At 71.3% G+C, this 19,799-nt stretch carries 17 protein-coding genes and 1 tRNA gene; 7 read left to right on the top strand and 11 right to left on the bottom strand.

Annotated elements, in window-relative coordinates:
* Nucleotides 1-64: 64 nt before the first annotated feature.
* The 5 genes from fabF to ADL15_RS00365 form a co-directional block, all read right to left on the bottom strand.
* Nucleotides 65-1,291: a beta-ketoacyl-ACP synthase II gene (fabF, locus tag ADL15_RS00385; RefSeq protein ID WP_067683738.1), complete on the bottom strand. Its 1,227-nt coding sequence runs from the start codon at nucleotides 1,289-1,291 to the stop codon at nucleotides 65-67.
* A gap of 1 nt (nucleotide 1,292) precedes the next feature.
* Nucleotides 1,293-1,535, bottom strand: a complete 243-nt coding sequence (locus ADL15_RS00380) for an acyl carrier protein (RefSeq protein WP_014441425.1) — start codon at nucleotides 1,533-1,535, stop codon at nucleotides 1,293-1,295.
* Between the two features lie 65 nt (nucleotides 1,536-1,600).
* On the bottom strand, nucleotides 1,601-2,551 hold the full coding sequence (locus ADL15_RS00375) for a beta-ketoacyl-ACP synthase III (RefSeq protein ID WP_067683735.1): 951 nt from the start codon (nucleotides 2,549-2,551) through the stop codon (nucleotides 1,601-1,603).
* A gap of 43 nt (nucleotides 2,552-2,594) precedes the next feature.
* Nucleotides 2,595-3,524, bottom strand: a complete 930-nt coding sequence (locus tag ADL15_RS00370) for an ACP S-malonyltransferase (protein ID WP_067683732.1) — start codon at nucleotides 3,522-3,524, stop codon at nucleotides 2,595-2,597.
* 154 nt (nucleotides 3,525-3,678) lie between these two features.
* On the bottom strand, nucleotides 3,679-4,887 hold the full coding sequence (locus ADL15_RS00365; protein ID WP_269748300.1) for a PucR family transcriptional regulator: 1,209 nt from the start codon (nucleotides 4,885-4,887) through the stop codon (nucleotides 3,679-3,681).
* 575 nt (nucleotides 4,888-5,462) lie between these two features.
* On the opposite strand from ADL15_RS00365, the gene ADL15_RS00355 reads away from it, so the two are divergent.
* Nucleotides 5,463-6,068 carry a TetR/AcrR family transcriptional regulator gene (locus tag ADL15_RS00355; RefSeq protein ID WP_067683726.1) on the top strand — a complete coding sequence of 202 codons (606 nt, stop codon included), beginning with the start codon at nucleotides 5,463-5,465 and terminating at the stop codon, nucleotides 6,066-6,068.
* A gap of 60 nt (nucleotides 6,069-6,128) precedes the next feature.
* Here the strand turns inward: ADL15_RS00355 and ADL15_RS00350 are convergent, their stop codons facing one another.
* Together ADL15_RS00350 and gltX are read right to left on the bottom strand one after the other, a co-directional pair.
* Nucleotides 6,129-6,749 (bottom strand): hypothetical protein, encoded by a 621-nt coding sequence (locus ADL15_RS00350; RefSeq protein ID WP_232343823.1) that lies wholly within the window; start codon nucleotides 6,747-6,749, stop codon nucleotides 6,129-6,131.
* A gap of 395 nt (nucleotides 6,750-7,144) precedes the next feature.
* Complete coding sequence (gene gltX, locus ADL15_RS00345; RefSeq protein WP_083970784.1) at nucleotides 7,145-8,554, bottom strand: glutamate--tRNA ligase; 1,410 nt, start codon at nucleotides 8,552-8,554, stop codon at nucleotides 7,145-7,147.
* A gap of 108 nt (nucleotides 8,555-8,662) precedes the next feature.
* Between gltX and ADL15_RS00340 the strand changes: the two genes are divergently transcribed.
* Nucleotides 8,663-9,196: a dihydrofolate reductase family protein gene (locus ADL15_RS00340; RefSeq protein WP_067683716.1), complete on the top strand. Its 534-nt coding sequence runs from the start codon at nucleotides 8,663-8,665 to the stop codon at nucleotides 9,194-9,196.
* A 6-nt stretch (nucleotides 9,197-9,202) separates the two neighbouring features.
* On the opposite strand, the gene ADL15_RS00335 is transcribed toward ADL15_RS00340, so the two are convergent.
* From ADL15_RS00335 to ADL15_RS00325, 3 genes are all read right to left on the bottom strand, one after another.
* On the bottom strand, nucleotides 9,203-11,317 hold the full coding sequence (locus ADL15_RS00335; RefSeq protein ID WP_067683713.1) for a methyl-accepting chemotaxis protein: 2,115 nt from the start codon (nucleotides 11,315-11,317) through the stop codon (nucleotides 9,203-9,205).
* Nucleotides 11,318-11,384: 67 nt separating this feature from the next.
* Nucleotides 11,385-14,123 (bottom strand): pyruvate dehydrogenase (acetyl-transferring), homodimeric type, encoded by a 2,739-nt coding sequence (gene aceE / locus ADL15_RS00330; RefSeq protein ID WP_067683710.1) that lies wholly within the window; start codon nucleotides 14,121-14,123, stop codon nucleotides 11,385-11,387.
* Between the two features lie 174 nt (nucleotides 14,124-14,297).
* Nucleotides 14,298-14,711: a YjbQ family protein gene (locus tag ADL15_RS00325; RefSeq protein WP_067683707.1), complete on the bottom strand. Its 414-nt coding sequence runs from the start codon at nucleotides 14,709-14,711 to the stop codon at nucleotides 14,298-14,300.
* A 209-nt stretch (nucleotides 14,712-14,920) separates the two neighbouring features.
* Between ADL15_RS00325 and ADL15_RS00320 the strand changes: the two genes are divergently transcribed.
* From ADL15_RS00320 to ADL15_RS00300, 5 genes are all read left to right on the top strand, one after another.
* Nucleotides 14,921-17,149, top strand: a complete 2,229-nt coding sequence (locus tag ADL15_RS00320) for a transketolase C-terminal domain-containing protein (protein WP_067684168.1) — start codon at nucleotides 14,921-14,923, stop codon at nucleotides 17,147-17,149.
* 98 nt (nucleotides 17,150-17,247) lie between these two features.
* Nucleotides 17,248-17,679, top strand: a complete 432-nt coding sequence (locus ADL15_RS00315) for a DUF3052 domain-containing protein (protein ID WP_067683704.1) — start codon at nucleotides 17,248-17,250, stop codon at nucleotides 17,677-17,679.
* A gap of 72 nt (nucleotides 17,680-17,751) precedes the next feature.
* Nucleotides 17,752-18,216 carry a peroxiredoxin gene (locus ADL15_RS00310; protein WP_067683701.1) on the top strand — a complete coding sequence of 155 codons (465 nt, stop codon included), beginning with the start codon at nucleotides 17,752-17,754 and terminating at the stop codon, nucleotides 18,214-18,216.
* A gap of 70 nt (nucleotides 18,217-18,286) precedes the next feature.
* A tRNA-Val gene (locus tag ADL15_RS00305) sits at nucleotides 18,287-18,361 on the top strand.
* Nucleotides 18,362-18,397: 36 nt separating this feature from the next.
* Complete coding sequence (locus ADL15_RS00300) at nucleotides 18,398-19,129, top strand: hypothetical protein (protein WP_157441072.1); 732 nt, start codon at nucleotides 18,398-18,400, stop codon at nucleotides 19,127-19,129.
* A 142-nt stretch (nucleotides 19,130-19,271) separates the two neighbouring features.
* Here the strand turns inward: ADL15_RS00300 and ADL15_RS00295 are convergent, their stop codons facing one another.
* A complete protein-coding gene (locus ADL15_RS00295) occupies nucleotides 19,272-19,778 on the bottom strand; it encodes a hypothetical protein (protein ID WP_067683695.1) in 507 nt (168 codons plus the stop codon).
* Nucleotides 19,779-19,799 lie beyond the last annotated feature (21 nt).

Here is a 19,799-nt window from a genome sequence, read left to right as displayed (position 1 = left end):
CACATGAAGAGAGCCGCTCCCCGGCCGGGGAGCGGCTCTCTTCATGTGCGCGTGCGCGTGCCCGTCAGGGACGGGTGAAGATCAGCGCCACGTTGTGTCCGCCGAAGCCGAACGAGTTGTTCAGCGCCGCCGGGATGTCCAGCTGACGGGCCTTGTGCGCGGCCACGTCGAGGTCCAGGCGGTCGTCCGGGTCGTCCAGGTTGATGGTGGGGGGAACCACGCTGTCGCGGATCGCCAGGATGGTGGCGATCGACTCCAGCGCGCCGGCGGCACCGAGCAGGTGACCGGTCATCGACTTGGTCGAGGTGATCACCGAGTGGTCACCGATGGCGGCCCGGATGCCCTTGATCTCGCCCATGTCGCCGGCCGGGGTCGAGGTCGCGTGGGCGTTCACGTGCTTGATGTCGGCACCGGTCAGACCGGCGTCGCGCAGTGCCATCCGCATGGCGCGGATACCGCCCGCACAATCCGGATCCGGCTGGACGATGTCGTAGCCGTCCGAGGTCACGCCGGCGCCGGCGAGCCGGGCGTACACCCGGGCCCCACGGGCCGCCGCGTGGTCGGCGCGCTCCAGGATGATCGCCCCGGAACCCTCACCGAGGACGAAACCGTCCCGGTTCTTGTCCCACGGCCGGGACGCCCGCTCCGGGTCGTCGTTGCGCGTCGACATGGCGCGCATCGAGGCGAAACCGGCGATCGGCAGCGGGTGGATGACGGCCTCGGTGCTGCCGGCCACCACCACGTCGGCCCGGCCGAGCCGGATCAGGTCCAGACCCAGGGCGATCGCCTCGGCGCCGGTGGCGCACGCGCTGGCCATCGCCCGGACACCGGCCTTGGCACCGAACTCCAGGCCCACGTACGCGGCCGGGCCGTTCGGCATCAGCATCGGCACGGTGTGCGGGCTGACCCGCCGCGGACCGGACTGCTCCAGGATGTCGTCCTGATCGAGCAGCGTGATCGCGCCACCGATGCCGCTGCCGAAGCTGACCGCGAGACGCTCCGGGTCGACCCCGGCGCTCTCCAGCCCGGCGTCCGCCCAGGCCTGCTTCGCGGCGATGATGGCCATCGCCTCGCTGCGGTCCAGACGGCGCATCCGCACCCGTTCGATGATCTCGGACGGGTCGACCGCGACGCGGGCGCCGATACGTACGGGGAGCTGCGCGGCCCACTCCTCGGTGAGCGAACCCACCCCGGAGCGGCCGGCGAGCATGGCGTCCCAGGTGGACGCGACGTCCCCGCCCAGCGGGGTCGTCGCGCCGAGCCCGGTGACGACGACGTCGACAGTGCTCATGTCAGTGGTTCGCCTCGATGTAGGTGACCGCGTCACCGACGGTCTTCAGGTTCTGCACCTCGTTGTCCGGGATCTTGACGCCGAACTTCTCCTCGGCGGCCACCACGACCTCGACCATCGACAGCGAGTCGACGTCCAGGTCGTCGGTGAAGGACTTGCCCTCGGCGACGTCGTCCGGGTTCACCCCGGCGACCTCCTCGAGGATCTCGGCGAGGCCAGAGGTGATCTCTTCGCGAGTAGCCATGTTGTTTGTTTTTCCTCTCGAAACTGACGGGTAGAACGATGGAACAGAAGACGGACGGGTCGCCGCTACGGGCAGCGGACGACCTGGCCGGCGTAGGTGAGGCCACCGCCGAAGCCGAACAGCAGCACCGGCGCCCCGGAGGGCACCTCGCGCCGCTCGACCAGCTTGGACAGGGCCAGCGGCACGCTCGCCGCGGAGGTGTTGCCGGACTCGACCAGGTCCTTCGCGATGATCACGTCGGGGCCGAGGCCCAGCCGCTTCACGATGCCGTCGATGATCCGGGTGTTCGCCTGGTGCGGCACGAACGCGGCCAGCTCGGACGGCTCGATACCGGCCCGCTTGCAGGCCTCGAGCGCGAACGGGGCGAGCGCGGTGGTCGCCCAGCGGAAGACCGACTGGCCGTCCTGCTTGATGTACGGGTGCCAGCCCTCGATCCGCAGCACGTCGCCCCGCTCCGGCGCCGAGCCCCAGAGCACCGGGCCGACGCCGGCCTGCTCGCCGTCGGGCACCGCGGAGACCACTGCGGCGCCCGCGCCGTCACCGAAGAGCACCGCGGTGGTGCGGTCCGACCAGTCGGTGATGTCGGAGAGCTTCTCCGCGCCGATCACCAGGGCGTGGCGGCTGGCGCCGGCCCGGATCGCGTGGTCGGCGCTGCCGAGCGCGTAGGAGAAGCCGGAGCAGGCGGTGTTCAGGTCGTACGCGGCCGGCGCGGCGATGCCGAGCTTGCTGGCGACCCGGGTGGCGACGTTCGGGCAGCGGTCGATCGACGAGCAGGTCGCGACGACCACCAGGTCGATGTCGGCGGCCGTCAGTCCGGAGGTGGCGAGCGCCTTCTCGGCCGCGTAGGTGGCCATGTCGGCGACCGACTCACCGTCGGCGACGCGCCGCTCGGCGATGCCCACCCGGCTGCGGATCCACTCGTCGTTGGTGTCCAGATTCCGGGTCAGGTCTTCGTTGGTGACAACGCGCGAGGGCTGGTAGTGGCCCATCGCGACGATGCGGGAACCCGCGGTCATGCTGTTCCTCCTTGGGTCGCGACGGGGGTCGCGACGGCGCGCGTCAGAGCTGGGTCGTGCTGTGCCGGGCGATCAGATCGCGCGCGGCGGGCAGGTCGTCCGGGGTGTTCAGGGTGACGATCTCGGGTGCGCCGTCGCCCTTCAACTCCCGCTTGAGCAGGCCGGCCAGGGTGCCGGCCGGCGGCAGCTCGACGACCCCGGTGACACCGAGGTCCTTGAGTGTGCGCATGCACAGGTCCCACCGGACCGGCGCGGTGACCTGGCGGACCAGGCGGCCCACCATGGCCCGTCCGTCGGTCACCGCGGTCCCGTCCAGGTTCGACAACAGGATCCGGGCCGGGTCGGTCACGGCCACCCGCTCGGCAACCGCGGCCAGCGCGGTCTCGGCGGGCGCCATGAACGGCGTGTGGAACGCGCCGGCCACCGCCAGGGCGATCACCCGGGCCTTGGCCGGCGGTGCGGCCGCGAACTCGGCCAGCGCGCCGAGCGCACCGGCCGCGACGATCTGGCCCGCGCCGTTGCGGTTGGCCGCGTACAGCCCGTGCTTCTCGATGACGGCGACCACCTCGTCCGGGTCACCGCCGAGCACGGCGGACATCCCGGTCGGCTCGAGCGCGCAGGCCGCGGCCATCTCCCGGCCGCGGACCCCGGCCAGCGTGATGGCGTCCTCGGCGGTCAGCACCCCGGCCGCGGCGGCGGCGCCCAGCTCACCCACGCTGTGGCCGGCGATCACACCGGCCGCGTCGAGTGGCAGCTGCTCGGCGGCGAGCAGGGCGGCGGCGACCAGCAGCGGCTGGGTCCGGGCGGTGTCCTTGATCTCCTCGGCTCCGGCGACGGTGCCGAGGTGCACGAGATCGACCCCGGCGAGCGCGGACCACGCGGTGAGGCGGGCCTGGGCGCCGGGGAGTTCGAGCCAAGGGGTGAGGAAGCCGGGCTTCTGGGAACCCTGGCCGGGGGAGAGAACGGCGAGCACGTCTTCGACTCTTCCGGATCGGGGGGTGTTCTGCGGGTGCTGGCCCCAACCAAACCCTACGACGAGCCTTGTAGGAACCCTACAAAACAGGGGGGAACTTGTCCGGGTTGCGCACTATTTCGGGGTCTGGTCGTTAGTTCCGGACTGCTGTGATTCAGGTCGCAGGATCGAGTCTGCCGATACTCAGCGCCATCCGCAGGGCGAAGGCGTCCCGCCCGTCCAGCGGGGTCATCCCGGTGACCTCGGCCACCCGCCGCAGCCGGTAGCGGACGGTGTTCGGGTGCACGTAGAGCTCGCGGGCCGCACTCTCCAGGACCCCGCCGGCCGCGAAGAACGCGTCGAGGGTCTCCAGTAGCCCGCTGCCCGCCCGGGCCAGCGCGGCGTACACGTCGTTGCGGAGTTTGCGGCGGGCGTCCAGGTCGCCGGCCAGGGCCCGTTCCGGCAGCAGGTCGTCCGCCGCGACCGGGGTGGGCGCGCCCGGCCAGGCCGGCGCGGCGCGGAAGCCGGCCAGTGCGGCCCGGGCCGACTCGGTGGCCTGCTCCAGGGTCGGCACGGACGGACCGACCACGATCGGCCCGTCGCCGAAGCTCGAGCTCAGCGCGGCCGCGGCGGCCACCGGGTCGGTCGCGCCGCCGACCACCGCGACCAGCCGGTCGCCGTGCACCCCGCCGATCACCTCGAGCCGGGCCCGGCGGGCGGCCCGGTAGACCGCGTGCAGCACGGCGGTGATGTCGCCGCCGGGGGAGCGGCCCACCACCACCACGACCGGCGGGGAGTCCACCCAGCCCAGCGCGGCCGCCCGGCTGGCCAGCACGTCCGAGGAGTCGCCGCGCAGCAGGGCGTCGACCAGCAGCGCCTGCAGCCGGGCGTCCCAGGCGCCGCGGGACTCGGCAGCCCGCGCGTAGACCCGGGCGGCGGAGAACGCGATCTCCCGGGAGAACCGCAGGATGGCCTGCAGCAGCAGGTCGCCCTCGCCCTTCGCGGCGAAGCCGGGCACCTCGGCCTCGGCCACGTCGATGGTCACCTTGATCAACTGCACGGTCTGGGTCAGCGTGATCGCCCGGGCCAGGGCGCGGGGCGCGGCCGCGAACACCTCGTCGGAGATCTCCTGGGTGCTGGCTGCCACGGTGGCGCCGGACCGCAGCCACTCCACGAGTGATCGGACACCGGCCTGTGCGACGAGCATCACCCAGGACCGCTGATCGGCCGGAAGTGCCCGGAACCACGGCAGCGTTTCGTCCATCCGGGCCACCGCGGAGCTCGCAAGCGCGCCGGCGTGCTTCTCGATCCGGCGCAACGTCGCAGGTTGAAGCGGGTTTGCCGGGGCCTCCGGCGAGGATTCGAGGATTCGGCTGTCCGCCACGCGCCCAGAGTGACACGCCGTCTTCGGCGGCTGCCAGCCGTGTCTGCTTTAGGACGTTTTATAACATTTGTGACATGTAGCGGTGCGCCCTCGCCACGATTCCGGTCGGTGACCTGGCATCGTGTCGGACTAGTGCGGCCCGCCCGGCCTTCAACCCGGGCCCGGGCGTGCCGATGAAGAGACGGTGCCGAACAACCGATCGACAGCCGAACCCGCGGATCGAGGAGGCGAGATGATGGACCGGGACGATGTGACACGTACCGAGATCGATGCCGTCCTTGAGGACCTGCCATCGGCGTCCGAAGAAGAACCGATCGTCGTGTCGGAGGAGCCGGGCCGTGTCGGCTGCCGTACCGAGCTGCGCGGCTGGGCCGGTGCTCACCTGCACGGTGCGGTGCGCCCGCGCCGCCGGGCCGCCGGTCGTGGCCGCCCTCCGGGCCGCTGGTGCTGACCGGCGCTCCGCGCGATTTTCTGGTACGACGGGAAAGCCCACGCACACCTCGAACGGGTGAGTGGGAGGGGCGCCCCGGGCGCGTTTCGCGAGCCGGGGCGGTCCGAGTGACCACGGTGAACGGGTGGACGACAAGAGACGGCTGATCCTGGACCAGGCGCTCGCCCTCGTGGACGAGCGCGGTCTGGCCGCCATGTCGATGCGGGCGGTCGCCGAGCGGGTCGGGCTCACCTCGATGGCGCTGTATCCGTACGTCGGAGGCAAGGACGCCTTGCTCGACGGTCTGGTGGATCTGCTGCACCTGGAGTTGGGCACCGCGGTCGGTGACGATCTCGCGGACATCGAGTGGCCGGAGCGTCTGCGGGCCCTGGGCCGCGCGGTCCGGGCGCTCGCGCACGCCCATCCCAGCGCGTTCCCGCTGCTGCTGAACCGTTCCGCGGCGGCGGCCTCGGCCTCCTGGGTGACCGCCGCCCTGCGCGGCATCCTGCACGACGCCGGGGTGGGTGACCGCGACGTGCCGCGGCTGGCCCGGATGATCTGTGCCTTCCTGCTCGGCTACACCACCGGTGAGGTCACCGGTGGCCTGCCGGTCGTGCGGTCACCCGGCGGGGGTGAGCCGGTCGGCGAGCCGTGGGAGCGCGACGGCGATCCGGCGGCCGGTCAGGCCGAGTTCGACGCCGACCTCGAGGACCTGGTGGGCCTGGTCGGGCGGACGGTGCGCGCCCGGTGAGACGCCGACCGCCCCGGTCCCGGCGAGGCCGGTCACGGGGCGGTGCGGTGGTGCGGAGTCTCAGACCCGGCGACGGATCAGGAACGCCATGCCGGCCAGGCCGGTCAGGATGACCAGCAGGACCGCGCCGTTCAGCAGGATCAGTCGGCGCATCTGGCCGAACAGCTCGGGCACCCCGGTGGCCGGGTCGAGCTGGTCGGCGCTCAGGTTCTCGCCGACACCGCCGCCGATGCCGCCGTTGACCACGTCCGGCTTCGCCTTCAGCGGCACGCCGGACAGGCGCAGCGACTCGGACATCGAGAGCCGGCCGTAGAACCAGCCGTCCACCTTCTTGCTGCCCGGCCGGTGTGCCCGCGGACCGCCGACGGCCAGCGGATACAGCTCGTACGTCTGGTTGACGGTCTCTTTGACCAGCAGCTTCACGGTGTACTTCGGGCCCAGCTTGGCGGCCTTCGGTGTCGTGGTCTGCGGTGTCGCCGAGGCCAGCCAGCCGACCTCGTCCATCAGCATCCGGAACAGTTTCGGATCCTCGGACTGCAGGACGGTGATGCCCTCGGCCGCCACGTTCTGCCCGGTGATCTGGACCGTGGTCGGCTGCGGTTTCGGCTTCGGCTTGACCGTCGGCCTCGTCGCCGACGCCGTGCCGATGCCGGTCTGCCCGGCGGGCGTGGCATGTGCCACCGCCGGAGTCGTGCCGAGTGCCAAAACCGCCGCGATCGCGCATGCGCCGGCCGCCGTAGACACCCGTTTCATAGCTCGTCGAACCACCATCCGACCTCCCCCGCCCGTGGATGACATGGTTGCGTGAACCGCTGCTCGTGCCCGGCGACGACCGGGACACGGCGGCGCCTCCAGCCTTCCCGAGCACCGGCCCGGCCGCATCTCGCAGCAGGGTGAATTGGAGCCATGTGGGGGGACGTGCGCGGAGGGCGACAGCCGCCGTTGATCAGCGGCCGAATATTAACGTGTCCCCGCAATCCGTGGGGGCGGCGGCCACCCATGTAGCGGACGGTCTCACCGCATTCGACGACCTGCTATGGCGGCAGGCCGTCGAATGCGGTAAAAGGGGTCGTACGTTACGAAAGGCGTGCGCGGGCCGCGGCGATCCGGGCCAGCGTGCGGTCCCGGCCGAGCACCTCGATCGACTCGAAGAGCGGCAGGCCGATCGTCCGGCCGGTGACCGCGACGCGGACCGGCGCCTGGGTCTTGCCCAGCTTCAGCCCGCGCGCCTCGCCGACCTGCTCGAGCGCGGCCTTGAGCGCGTCGGCGCTCCACTCGGTGAGCTCGCCGAAGGCGGCCGCGGCGCCGTCCAGGATGTCGGCCGCGCCCTCCTTCATCGCCTTCGCCCAGGACGCGTCGTCCTTGACCGGCTCGTCGAGGAAGAAGAAGTCGACGTACTCCACGATCTCGGAGAGCACCGCGATCCGGGTCTGTGCCAGCGGGGCGATCGTGGCGAAGACCTCGGAGTCGAACTTCTCCGGGTCCCACGGCGGGGTCGCGATGGTCTCGGTCCCGGACAGCCACGGCGCGCAGACCTGGGTGAACTCCGTCGAGGAGAGCGCCCGGATGTACTCGCCGTTGAACGCGCGCAGCTTCTTCACGTCGAAGAACGCCGGTGCGTGGTTCACCTCTTCGATCTTGTACTCCGCCTCGACCACCGACCACGGGACGATCTCCCGGTCGCCGGTGGGCGCCCAGCCGAGCAGCATCAGGTAGTTGCGCATCGCAGCGGCGAGATAACCCTCGTCCCGGTACGACTCGAGGGCGACCTTGTCGCGCCGCTTCGACAGCTTCTGCCGCTTCTCGTTCACGATCACCGGGACGTGGCCCCAGACCGGCGGGGTGACGCCGAGCGCCTCCCAGAGCAGCTGCTGCTTCGGCGTGTTCGGCAGGTGCTCCTCGGCGCGGATCACGTGGGTGATCCCCATGCTCATGTCGTCGACCACGTTGGCCAGCAGGAACACCGCCGAGCCGTCACTGCGGGCGATGACGAAGTCCTCGAGCAGCTTGTTCTCGAAGGTGGGCTTGCCGCGGACCAGGTCGACGACCACCGTCTCGCCCTCGTCCGGCGTGCGGAAGCGCAGCGCGCGTCCCTCGCCCGGGCCGAGTGCGCGCTCGCGGCAGAAGCCGTCGTAGCCGATGTGCGTGTTGCCGGTGCGGGCGATCACGTCCTCGCGCTTGCAGTCGCAGTGGTAGGCGCGGCCTTCGCCGTACAGCCGGGTGGCGGCGGCGGTGTGGTCGGCGGCGTAGGACGACTGGAAGTGCGGTCCCTCGTACGTCCCGCGTTCGATGCCGATCCAGTCCAGGGCCGAGATGATGCCCTCGGTCCACTCGGGCCGGTTGCGGGCCGCGTCGGTGTCCTCGATCCGGAGCACGAAGACACCCCCGTGCTGCTGGGCGTAGATCCAGTTCTGCAGCGCCGAGCGGGCGCCGCCGACGTGGAACATGCCGGTGGGTGAGGGTGCGAAACGTACGCGAACAGTCACGCCCCCAGCCTACCGAGGTCCGCGATGGGTATTTGACATGGCGGGGCGAAGGGGCATACTTTACCAACCAGTTAATTAACGCATCGGTTAAATAAGGAGCTGACGGGTATGGGCAAGGTTGTCGCGGTGGAATATGTGACCCTCGATGGCGTCTTCGAGGAGCCGTCCTGGAGCGGGCCGTACTTCAACGAGGAGCTCAGCGGCTGGCAGGCGGAGAACCTGCGCGAGGCCGGCGCGCTGCTGCTCGGCCGGCGCACCTACGAGGGCTTCAAGGCCGCCTGGCCGCAGATGGAGGCGGAGACCGGTGACTTCGGGGCGAAGATGAACGCGATGCCCAAGCACGTGGCGACCACCACGCTGAGCACCCCGGAGTGGAACGCGAGTTTCCTGGCGGGCGAGCCGGCCGAGGCGGTGGCCAAGCTGAAGACCGAGCCGGGGAACCTGCTGATCAACGGCAGCGCCACCCTGGTCAACTACCTGACCCGGCACAACCTGATCGACGAGTACCGGATCATGATCTTCCCGGTGGTGCAGGGCGAGGGCCGCAAGCTCTGGGACGACGGCACCAAGATCGCGCTGTCGCTGACCGGTTCCTGGAAGACCGCGACCGGCGTCCAGGTCGTCACGTACGTCCCGGCCTGAGCCCGGTCAGACCGTGAACCGGCCGACCAGCCCGGTCAGCCGCTGCGCGGTGGCGTGCAGCTCGTCCGCGGCCCGGTGCGCGACCGTCACCGACTCCCGGGTGCCGTCCACCGCGCCGCTGACCGAGCCGATCCCGTCCGCGATCTCCCGGCTCCCGCCGGCCGCCTCGGCGATGTTGCGGGCCATCTCGGCGGTCGTCGCGGCCTGCTCCTCGACCGCCGCGGCGATCGCCGTCTGATAGTCGTTGACCTGGGCGATCCGGGCCGCGATCGCGTCGATCGAGCTGACCGCGCGGGCGGTGTCGGTCTCGATCGCGGCGACCCGGGCGGTGACGTCCTCGGTCGCCCGGGCGGTCTCCTGGGCCAGCTCCTTGACCTCGCCGGCGACCACCGCGAAGCCCTTGCCGGTCTCGCCGGCCCGGGCCGCCTCGATCGTCGCGTTCAGCGCCAGCAGGTTGGTCTGCTCGGCGATGGTGGCGATCAGCCGGACCACGTCGGTGATCTTCGTGGTGGACTCCCGCAGCTCGGCGACCACGCCGGCCGCCGCCGAGGTCAGACCCACGCCGTCCCGCCCGGCCTGGGCGGCCTCCTGCGCGTTGTGCGAGATCTCGCTGATCGACGTGCCCATCTCCTCCGCGCCGGCGGCCACCGTCTGCACCACGTGCGACACGGTGGTGGCCGAGTCGGTCACCTGCCCGGCCCGGGCGGCCGCGGTCTCGGCGGCCGAGGAGAGCTCGGCGCCGGTGCCGGCGACCCGCTCGGCGGTGCCGGCCACCTCGGCCGAGGCGCTCGTCACCTCGGACATCACGGTGCGCAGCTCGGCGGCCGCGGTGTTCAGCGCGCGAGCCGCCTGCCCGATCTCGTCACCGCCCCGGTCCGGCACGGCCACCGTGAGATCCCGGCCGGCGAGCCGGGTCAGCGCGCCGGTCAGCCCGGTCAGCCGGCCGGAGATCCGGTGCGCCTGCAGGTACGCGGCGGCCGCACCGAGCAGCGCCAGCAGCACCGCCGCGATCATGAACGCGGTGAGCATGGTGCGCCGCCCGTCCTGCACCGCGGTGACCGCGCCGGCGCCGTCCGCGTCGTACCCGCCGACCGCGATGGCCCACTGGTACGGCTGGTAGTACGCCACCGTCGTGGTGGTGTTCCCGGCCGCCGCGCCGCCCGCGCCGGGCAGCCGGTAGGTGGTCCGCCAGGTGGCCCCTCCGGTCAGCTCCGGCGCCTTGCCGACGATCTCCGCGACGTACGTCGTACCGGCCGCGTCGGTGGCGCTGAGGTCGCCGGCCGGGTCCTTGAGGCTGGACGCGACCACCCGGCCCCGGTCGGCGGCCGCCGTGCTGAACACGGTGACCCAGCCGTTCTCCCGGACCTGCGCGGCGGCGATCGCCTCGGTCAGGTTGGCCAGCGCCTCGGTCTGCGGCACCCCGACGAAGAGCGCGCCGATCACCTTCCCGGTGGCGTCCTTGATCGGGTCGTACGCGGCGATGTACGGCGTGTCCACCACCAGCGCCACCCCGCGGTACGGCTTGCCCGCCCCGATCGCCGCCGCCACCGCGTTCGGCTTCCCGTCCGCGCCGGTCGCCGGGATGTACGTGCCGATCGCCCGGTTCCCGGTCTTCGCCTTGACCGTGGTGGCCACCCGCAGCAGGTCACCGGCGGCGTTCATCCGCTGGAACACGGTGACCGCCCCGCCGACCAGGTTCCCGGTGTCGTCGACGAACGCGGTGGCCCGCTGCGGGTCGGTGTTCTGCCCGAGCCAGTCGCCGTCCACCGTGACCCGGGGCAGCGACACGGTCCGCTTGGCCTGACTGACCTGGTTCGTCACCGCCCAGGTGACGCGCCGGCCGGACACCCGTAACCCGCCGTGCATGCTGAGCAGCCCGTCGGCGCTGTGCATGCCCAGGTTCACCCCGCGCTGCACCTCGTCGCCGACCGAGGAGACCAGGGTGCTCACGTCCCGGGTGGCCCGGCCCAGCTCGGCGTCGTTCTGCCGGACCACCGCCCGTTCGGTGCTGCTCGCGAACCGGCCGCTCTGCCACGCGCCGACGAGCACCAGGACCAGAGCGGTGCCGAGCACGCTGCCGAGTCCGAGGATCAGAAGTTTGTGACTGATACGCAGGCCCACACCGGCATTCTCGGACAAAAAGACGGGGCCCGTCGCGAAAAGCGACGGGCCCCGGTAAATCAGGCGATCAGCTGTCGCCGCCGGTCTCGCCGACCGGCGCCGCAGTGACGTCGTCGATCGCGTACTTCTTGGCGGCCTCGCCCGGCACGTGCATCGGGATCTTGCCGCGCAACGCGAGCTCGCGCAGCGTGGCGACGGTGACCGACTCGGCGTCCACGTGGAAGTGGCGGCGCAGCGCGTGCCGGGTGTCGCTCATGCCGAACCCGTCGGTGCCCAGCGAGGTGTAGCCGTTCGGCACCCAGCGCGCGATCAGGTCGGGCACTGCCCGCATCCAGTCGCTGACCGCCACCGACGGTCCCTCGGTGCCTTCCAGCTTCTGCTGGATGTACGGCTTGCGCGGCTGGTCGCTCGGGTGGAGCAGGTTGTGCTCCTCCGCCTCGATGGCGTCGCGGCGCAGCTCGCTCCACGAGGTGACCGACCACACGTCGGCGCTCACGCCCCAGTCCTGTGCGAGCAGGTCCTGCGCCTTGAGTGCCCAGCGCATGCCGGTGCCGGACGCCAGCAGCTGCGCCTTCGGCCCCGTCGTGGCCGGGGCCTCGGCGTACCGGTAGATGCCCTTGAGCAGGCCCTCCACGTCCACGTTCTCGGGCTCGGCGGGCTGCAGCGCCGGCTCGTTGTAGATCGTGAGGTAGTAGAAGATGTTCTCCTGATGCTCGCCGTACATGCGGTGCAGGCCGTTCTCCATGATGTACGCGATCTCGAACGCGAACGCCGGGTCGTACGCCACCACGGCCGGGTTCGTCGCCGCGATCAGCAGCGAGTGCCCGTCCTCGTGCTGCAGGCCCTCACCGTTGAGCGTGGTGCGCCCGGCGGTGGCGCCGAGCAGGAAGCCGCGGGTCATCTGGTCGGCGGCCGCCCAGAGCTCGTCGGCGGTCCGCTGGAACCCGAACATCGAGTAGAAGATGTACAGCGGGATCATCGGCTCGTCGTGCGTCGCGTACGACGTGCCGGCCGCGATGAAGCTCGCGGTCGACCCGGCCTCGTTGATCCCCTCGTGCAGGATCTGGCCGTTCGTCGCCTCCTTGTAGGACAGGAAGAGCTCCCGGTCCACCGAGGTGTACGTCTGGCCGTGCGGCGAGTAGATCTTCTTGGTCGGGAAGAGCGAGTCCATGCCGAACGTGCGGGCCTCGTCCGGGATGATCGGCACCCACCGGGCGCCGAAGTCCTTGTCCCGCATCAGGTCCTTGAGCAGGCGGACGAACGCCATCGTGGTGGCGATCTTCTGCTTGCCGCTGCCCCGCTTGATGTCGCCGAAGACCTTCGACTCCGGGATCTTCAGCGACTTGGCCTTGGTGCGCCGGGACGGGATCGAGCCGCCCAGGTCACGCCGCCGCTCCATCATGTACTGGTACTCGTCGGACTTCTCGCCCGGGTGGAAGTACGGCGGGAGGTAGGGGTTCTCCTCCAGCTGCTTGTCGCTGATCTCCAGGTAGAGCCGGTCCCGGAAGCCCTTGAGGTCGGGCAGCGTCAGCTTCTTCATCTGGTGCGTGGCGTTGCGCGCCTCGAAGTGCGAGCCGAGCGTCCAGCCCTTGATGGTCTTGGCGAGGATCACCGTCGGCTGGCCGGTGTGCTCGGTCGCCGCCTTGTAGGCCGCGTAGAGCTTGCGGTAGTCGTGCCCGCCGCGCTTGAGGTTCCAGACCTCGTCGTCGGACATGCTCTCGACCAGCTTGCGGGTGCGCGGGTCCCGGCCGAAGAAGTGCTCCCGGACATATGCCCCGGACTCGCCCTTGTAGGTCTGGTAGTCACCGTCGGGCGTCGCGTTCATCAGGTTGACCAGCGCGCCGTCGGTGTCCGCGGCGAGCAGCGAGTCCCACTCGCGGCCCCAGACGACCTTGATGACGTTCCACCCGGCGCCGCGGAAGAAGGACTCCAGCTCCTGGATGACCTTGCCGTTGCCGCGGACCGGACCGTCCAGGCGCTGCAGGTTGCAGTTGACCACGAAGGTGAGGTTGTCCAGCTCCTCGCGGGCGGCCACGCCGATCGCGCCGAGCGACTCGACCTCGTCCATCTCGCCGTCGCCGAGGAACGCCCAGACGTGCTGCTGGCTGGTGTCCTTGATGCCGCGGTTCTGCAGGTAGCGGTTGTACCGCGCCTGGTAGATCGCGTTCATCGGGCCCAGGCCCATGCTGACCGTCGGGAATTCCCAGAAGTTCGGCATCAGCCGGGGGTGCGGGTACGACGGCAGGCCGCCGCCCGGGTGGCTCAGCTCCTGGCGGAAGCCGTCCAGCTGGTCGGTGCTGAGCCGGCCCTCGAGGTACGCCCGGGCGTACATGCCGGGGGAGGCGTGACCCTGGTAGAAGATCTGGTCGCCACCGCCCGGGTGGTCCTTGCCCTTGAAGAAGTGGTTCATGCCGACCTCGTAGAGGCTGGCACTGGACGCGTACGACGAGATGTGGCCTCCGACGCCGATCTCGGGACGCTGCGCGCGGTGCACCAGCATGGCGGCGTTCCATCGGACGTACGCCCGGATCCGCCGCTCGACGAACTCGTCGCCCGGGAACCACGGCTCGCGCTCCGGCGGGATGGTGTTGATGTAATCCGTGGACGTCAGTGGCGGAACGCCCACCTGTCGTTCGCGAGCGCGCTCCAGTAGGCGCAACATCACGTAACGGGCTCGTTTGGCGCCGCGTTCATCGATGACTCCGTCGAGGGACTCGATCCATTCGTTTGTTTCCGAAGGGTCGATGTCCGGAAGCTGGCTCGGCAGGCCATCGCTGATCACCGGGCGCTTGCGCTCCGTGGCCACAGGCAATCCTCTTGGTGTGAGTGTCGGAACCGGTGCGATCAAGGTGGCGTATCGCCCGGAGGTCTCCATCCTGCCTCTTAACGGTGGGCGTCGTCACGCCTAACGGTCGGCGTAGCGATCCGCGACACATGTACTGATCAGTAACTTTGCGCATTACCCGATTCGGGGCGGAAGTCACCCGGCCAGGAACGAGAAACGGACCTGGCGCACCGGGTTGTCGCCGTTCGGGTCGACCAGGCAGATGGACTGCCAGGTGCCGAGCGCGATCCGGCCGCCGAGCACCGGCAGGCTGGCATACGGCGGGATCCAGGCGGGCAGCACGTGATCACGGCCGTGCCCGTGCGAGCCGTGCCGGTGCCGCCAGGTGTCCTCGGCCGGCAGCAGCGCGTCGATCGCGGTCAGCAGGTCGTCGTCGGAGCCCGCGCCGGTCTCGATGATCGCCAGCCCGGCCGTCGCGTGCGGCACGAACACGTGCAGCAGGCCGTCCTTCTCGGACGCCACCGCGTCCAGGAACCGCTCGGCCTCCCGGGTCACGTCGACGACGACGGGGGCGTTCCCGGTCCGTACGGTGATCACTTCGGTACGCATCCGGCGAGCCTATGTGTACAGATCGAGCAGCAGGAACACGGTCGCGGCGAAGGTCAGCCAGGCAGCGCAGAGTGCCAGCCGGAGCGCCGCGCACCACATGATCATCCAGGTATCACACCACCGCGCCGGCCGGCCCCGCCTGAAGATCGAGATGCGTGATCGGAATCCGGCGGGTGGCAGCACTCGCCCGGGTCCGTAATGCTGGCCTGGTGACCACCCCGCAAAGCCTCGACGAGCGGTTCCGCGAAGCGGTCTCGGCCCTGCGACCACCGGAGCGCCCGCGGGCGCCCGGCGACCCGGTCCGGGACGGCGTGACACTGACCGGCGCCCGTGCCCTGGAACTGTTCGACGCTCAGCTCACCGCCCGCCACCTCGATCTCGCCGCGCGCTGGCTGCGCAGCTTCAACGAGGGTTTCCACACCGTCGCCTCGGCCGGTCACGAGGGCAACGCGGCGGTCGCCGCGGCGCTGCGCGGCGACGATCCGGCCCTGCCGCACGACCGGGCCGCGGCGTTCTACTGCGTCCGGGCGGCGTACCGCGCGGATCCGCCCGGCATCGATCCGGCCAAGCGGATGGAGGACGCCGCCCGGGACGTCCTGCGGGGCGTGGTGGCGTCGGTGCGGGACCCGATCAGCGGCGGTCGCGACAAGGTCTTCGGCAACGCCGAACTGCATCTGGTCCCGGTGGTCTCCGCGCCGGCGGGTCACCTGCCGCGCGCGGTCGGCCTGGCGTACGCCCTGGGCCGCTCACCCGACCCGCGCTGGCCCGCCGACGCCATCGTGACGGCCACCTTCGGCGACGACGGGGTCGACCGGCCCGGTGCGGCCTCGGCCCTGCACGCGGCCGGCTGGCACGACCGGGCCGGCCAGCCGATCCCGCTGCTGCTGGTCTGCGAGGACGACGCACCCGGCGGCCCCGCCCCGGACGGCTGGGTGGCGACGGTGCTGCGCGGGCGGCCCGGGGTGCGGTACTCCTACGCCGACGGCGGTGACCTGGCCGCCGTGTTCGACGCCGCGGCCGAGGCCGCCGAGTACGTCCGCCGCGAGCGCCGCCCCGCGGTGCTGCACCTCGGCACGGTGCTGCTGCTGGGCCGCCCCGGCGACCCGGAGCCCGGCGCCGACCTGGACCGCGACCCGCTGGTCGGCACGGCCCGGCTGCTGGTCGGGGCCGGCCTGCTCGGCCCGGACGACGTGATCACCCGGTACGACGAGGTCGGCTGGCAGGTCCGCAAGGCCGCCGAGGAGGTGCTCGGCGAGCCCAAGCTGGCCACCGTCGGCGAGATCGTCGCCTCCCTCGCGCCGCGCCGCCCGCTGCGGGTCGCGCACGCCATCGCCGACGCCGCCAGCCGGGCCACCGGCGCGGGCGGGGCGAACCGGGGCCGGGTCTTCGGCGGGCGGCTGCCCGAGCAGGCCGGGCCGATGACCCTGGCGCAGACCATCAACGCCACCCTCACCGACGCCCTGGCGGCCCGGCCGGGTCTGCTGGTCTTCGGGCCCGGCACCACCCGGGGCGGGCGCCACGGTGTCACCGCGGGGCTGCGCGAGCGGGGCGGCGAGCGGGTCTTCGACACCCCGCCGGACGCCACCAGCGTGATCGGGCTCGCCCTGGGCGCCGGGCTGGCCGGTCTGCTCCCGGTGCCCGAGTTGCCGGATCTGGCCGGTCTGCACAGCGGCGAGGACCAGATCCGGGCCGAGGCGGCCACCATGTCGTTCCTCTCCGCGGGCGCCTATCGCAACCCGCTGGTGCTGCGCGTCCCGACGCTGGCCGACCCGTACGGGCTCGGTGGTCACCTGGCCAACGACAACTCGGTCGCGGTGCTGCGGGACGTGCCCGGGCTGGTCGTCGCGGCGCCGTCGAGGGCCGAGGACGCCGCGCCGATGCTGCGCACCTGCCTGGCCGCCGCCGAGGTGGACGGGAGCGTCTGCGTGTTCCTGGAGCCCGCGTCGCTGTATCAGACGAGGGACCTCTATCAGCAAGGCGACAACGAGTGGCTGGCGCCCTATCCGGGCCCCGATCAGTGGGCCGGTGAGCACGCTCCGATCGGCCGGGCACGCATCTACACCCTGGGCACGGCGCAGGACCTCACCATCGTCACGTACGGTGGCGGGGTGCGGATGTCCCTGCGAGTGGCGGCCCGATTGGCCGCCGACGGCTACGGCACCCGGGTTGTCGATCTTCGGTGGCTGAACCCGCTGCCCGTCGCTGACCTGGTGCGCGAGTCTCTGGCGACCGGCCGGGTGCTGATCGTCGACGAGACCCGCCGCTCCGGCGGGGTCGGCGAGGGCGTGCTCGCGGCGCTCGTCGACGGGGCGTTCGTCGGATCCGCCCGCCGGGTGGCCGCGGCTGACGCTCCGGTTCCGTTGGGCCCGGCGGCACAGCACGTGCTGGTGGGAGAGGATGCCATCACTCAGGGTGCCCATGCTCTGCTGGCGCGGTAAATTGCCACACACCCGGTGCGCCACTTGCGCCCCGGCCCCGGAGTGTGTGGACTACCCCCAGGTTTTCAGTGGATTTTACGGCTAGGAGGATTTGGACAGTGAGCGCGACCGCGGGTCAGGCCGACGGCGTACGCAGCCTGGCGGACCGGTTCGGCTTCGAGCCGAGCATGGTGGTCATGGAGATGGGTTACGACGACGATGTCGACGAGGATCTCCGTGAAGCCCTGACCGAACGCGTTGGTGATCTGGTCGACGAGGACACCGATGAGGTCGTCGACGCGGTGCTGTTGTGGTACCGCGATGGCGATGGTGACCTGTTCGAGCTGCTCACCGACGCTCTTGGCCCTCTGGCCGACAATGGCGTGGTGTGGTTGCTGACGCCCAAGGCCGGCCGTGACGGACATGTCGAACCGAGTGAGGTGAGCGAGTCGGCGCCTACCGCCGGCCTGCAGCAGACCTCGACGGTGAATGCCGGCAAGGACTGGACCGGGGCACGGCTGGTCTCTCCGCGAGGCGCCAAGAAGAAGTAGCTCGCTGTCCGCCCGCCCAGGTCGGCGTCCCCTACCGGACGCCGACCTCATCGGCGCGGTTAGGCTGGGCAGATGCCGATCGAAGTGGGCCGGCCGGCGCCGGATTTCCTGCTCAAGGACCAGAACAACCAGGACGTGCGCCTTGCCGGCTTTCGCGGCCGCAAGGCGGTGTTGCTGGTGTTCTATCCGCTCGCGTTCAGCCGGCGTTGCCACGGCGAGCTGACCGAGATCCAGGAACACCTGCCGGAGTTTGCGAACGAGCACGTGCAGGTGCTCACGCTCAGCGTGGACTCGGTCTACAGCCACAAGGTCTGGGCGGAGCAGGAGAGCTTCACCTTCCCGCTGCTGGCTGATTTCTGGCCGCACGGCGAGGTGGCCCGGGCGTGGGGGGTCTTCAACGAGGAGACCGGCTTCGCCAACCGGGGCACGTTCCTGGTGGACCGGGACGGTGTGGTCAGGTTCGCCGAGATGACCGGCCCGGGCGAGTCCCGTGACCAGTCGGCTTGGCGGCAGGCCCTCACCGCCCTGACCGCCTGACGGCGCCCCGCGGCTCTTCCGGAAGCCGATCCGCGGCAGGGTAGGATGACCTCCGCGGCGCAGCCGTGCCGGGCGCGTAGCTCAGTGGGAGAGCACCCGCCTTACAAGCGGGGGGTCGTAGGTTCGAAACCTACCGCGCCCACCAGTGTGAGCAGGACCGGAGCGGTCACCGATCGGATCGGTGACCGCTCCGGTCTCATTTCTGGTCTCAGCTGTTCCGCCGGAACAGGATATGGGCGTGATGAGGACAGCGGGCCGAACCGACCAGTGGCTGAACACTGATCAGGACGTCGACAGCCGGGTTGCACGCGACACTGCCATCGCCCTGCGGGTCCGGAATCTCCGACGTAACGAATTCCGGCTCCGCGCTCGCCACGGCGATCGGCCGCTGGAGATCAGCGCGAACTATCTGCCCCTGCTAGAGCGAACGACCTGCTCGGATCGTGACGGCAGCGAGGCGGACATCATCTGCTGGAACGGCAGCCCCGGCGAGGTCTGGGTGTGGAAAGTCGCACACGACGACCCTTCGGGGCGCAGGCTGGGCGCTGCGGCCCTCGACAGGCACATCGACGCGGTCCGGGCCGACCCGCGGGCGGCCGGCAAACGGGTTGTCCACGGGCCGGCGAGTGCCTTCGTCCCGGCTACCGACGTCGGCCAGCAGATCGGATCGCCGCGCAATGCCGTCAAGGTCGACACCCTGGAAGCCGGTGTCGAGGTCTACCAGGTCCGCCGCTACCGGAGCCGGCTCGCTGTCCCGCGCGCCAACCGTGAGGTGCTGGAGGAAGCCATAGAACTCATGGAGGAGGTGGAGGACTGGGAACGCGACCATGAGCGGCGCCTGTGCGGCCTGCCCCATGTCCACCACCTACCCCTGGACTGGCCGGGTCGTCCTCCCCGGCCCATCCCGCGCTGACCGGGCCGGAGCCCAGGCCCGGGGCGTACATCAACACCACTGACATGCCCGCCTGCCGATCCTTCCTCTGCGGGCGTCTCGGCCGGGCCGGAGCGTGCCCTGGCCGGTGGGCCGGGTGCCGGGCCGGCCCACCGTCGCCGGGTCAGGTGGCCGTCGCCGGGCCGGGTGCCGCCGGATCGGGCGGGGCCGGGCGCCAGCGGCCGCCGGGTGGGATCTCGCCGAGGTGCTCCAGCCGGGACCGGATGCCGCCGGCGGTGCGGCCGAACTCGGCGGCGAGCTCGGCCTGGCCGGCGCCCTGCCGATAGCGCGAGCGGAGCCGCTCGTCGTCGGCCGGTGCCCAGCGGGCGCCCCGGTTGGGGGCCCGGCCCCGCTGGACCGGGACCCGGGCCGGGCCGGGGGCGGAGCGGCCGGTCATCGCGACCAGGCCGGCCAGGGTGGTGGTGAGCACCTCGGTGAGTGCGGCCAGGTCGTCGGGCGCGAGGATGCCGCTCATCTCGCTCACCACCTGGCCGTCGCCGTCGCTGCTCACGATGCAGAGGTCGAGCCGCTGGTCCTCGGCCGGGAAGACGGTGACCTGGTAGTCGGTCTCGCCCAGCAGGAGACGGCGATCGAGGGTGATCGGGGCGTCGCGGAGTGCTGTGTCGGTCATGGTGTGACGGTAGGGCTACCC

This window comes from Actinoplanes awajinensis subsp. mycoplanecinus (assembly GCF_001509495.1).
Classification (GTDB): domain Bacteria; phylum Actinomycetota; class Actinomycetes; order Mycobacteriales; family Micromonosporaceae; genus Actinoplanes; species Actinoplanes palleronii.
The sequence above is the reverse complement of the archived record's forward strand: the minus strand, read 5'-3'. Positions and strand labels throughout refer to the sequence as shown.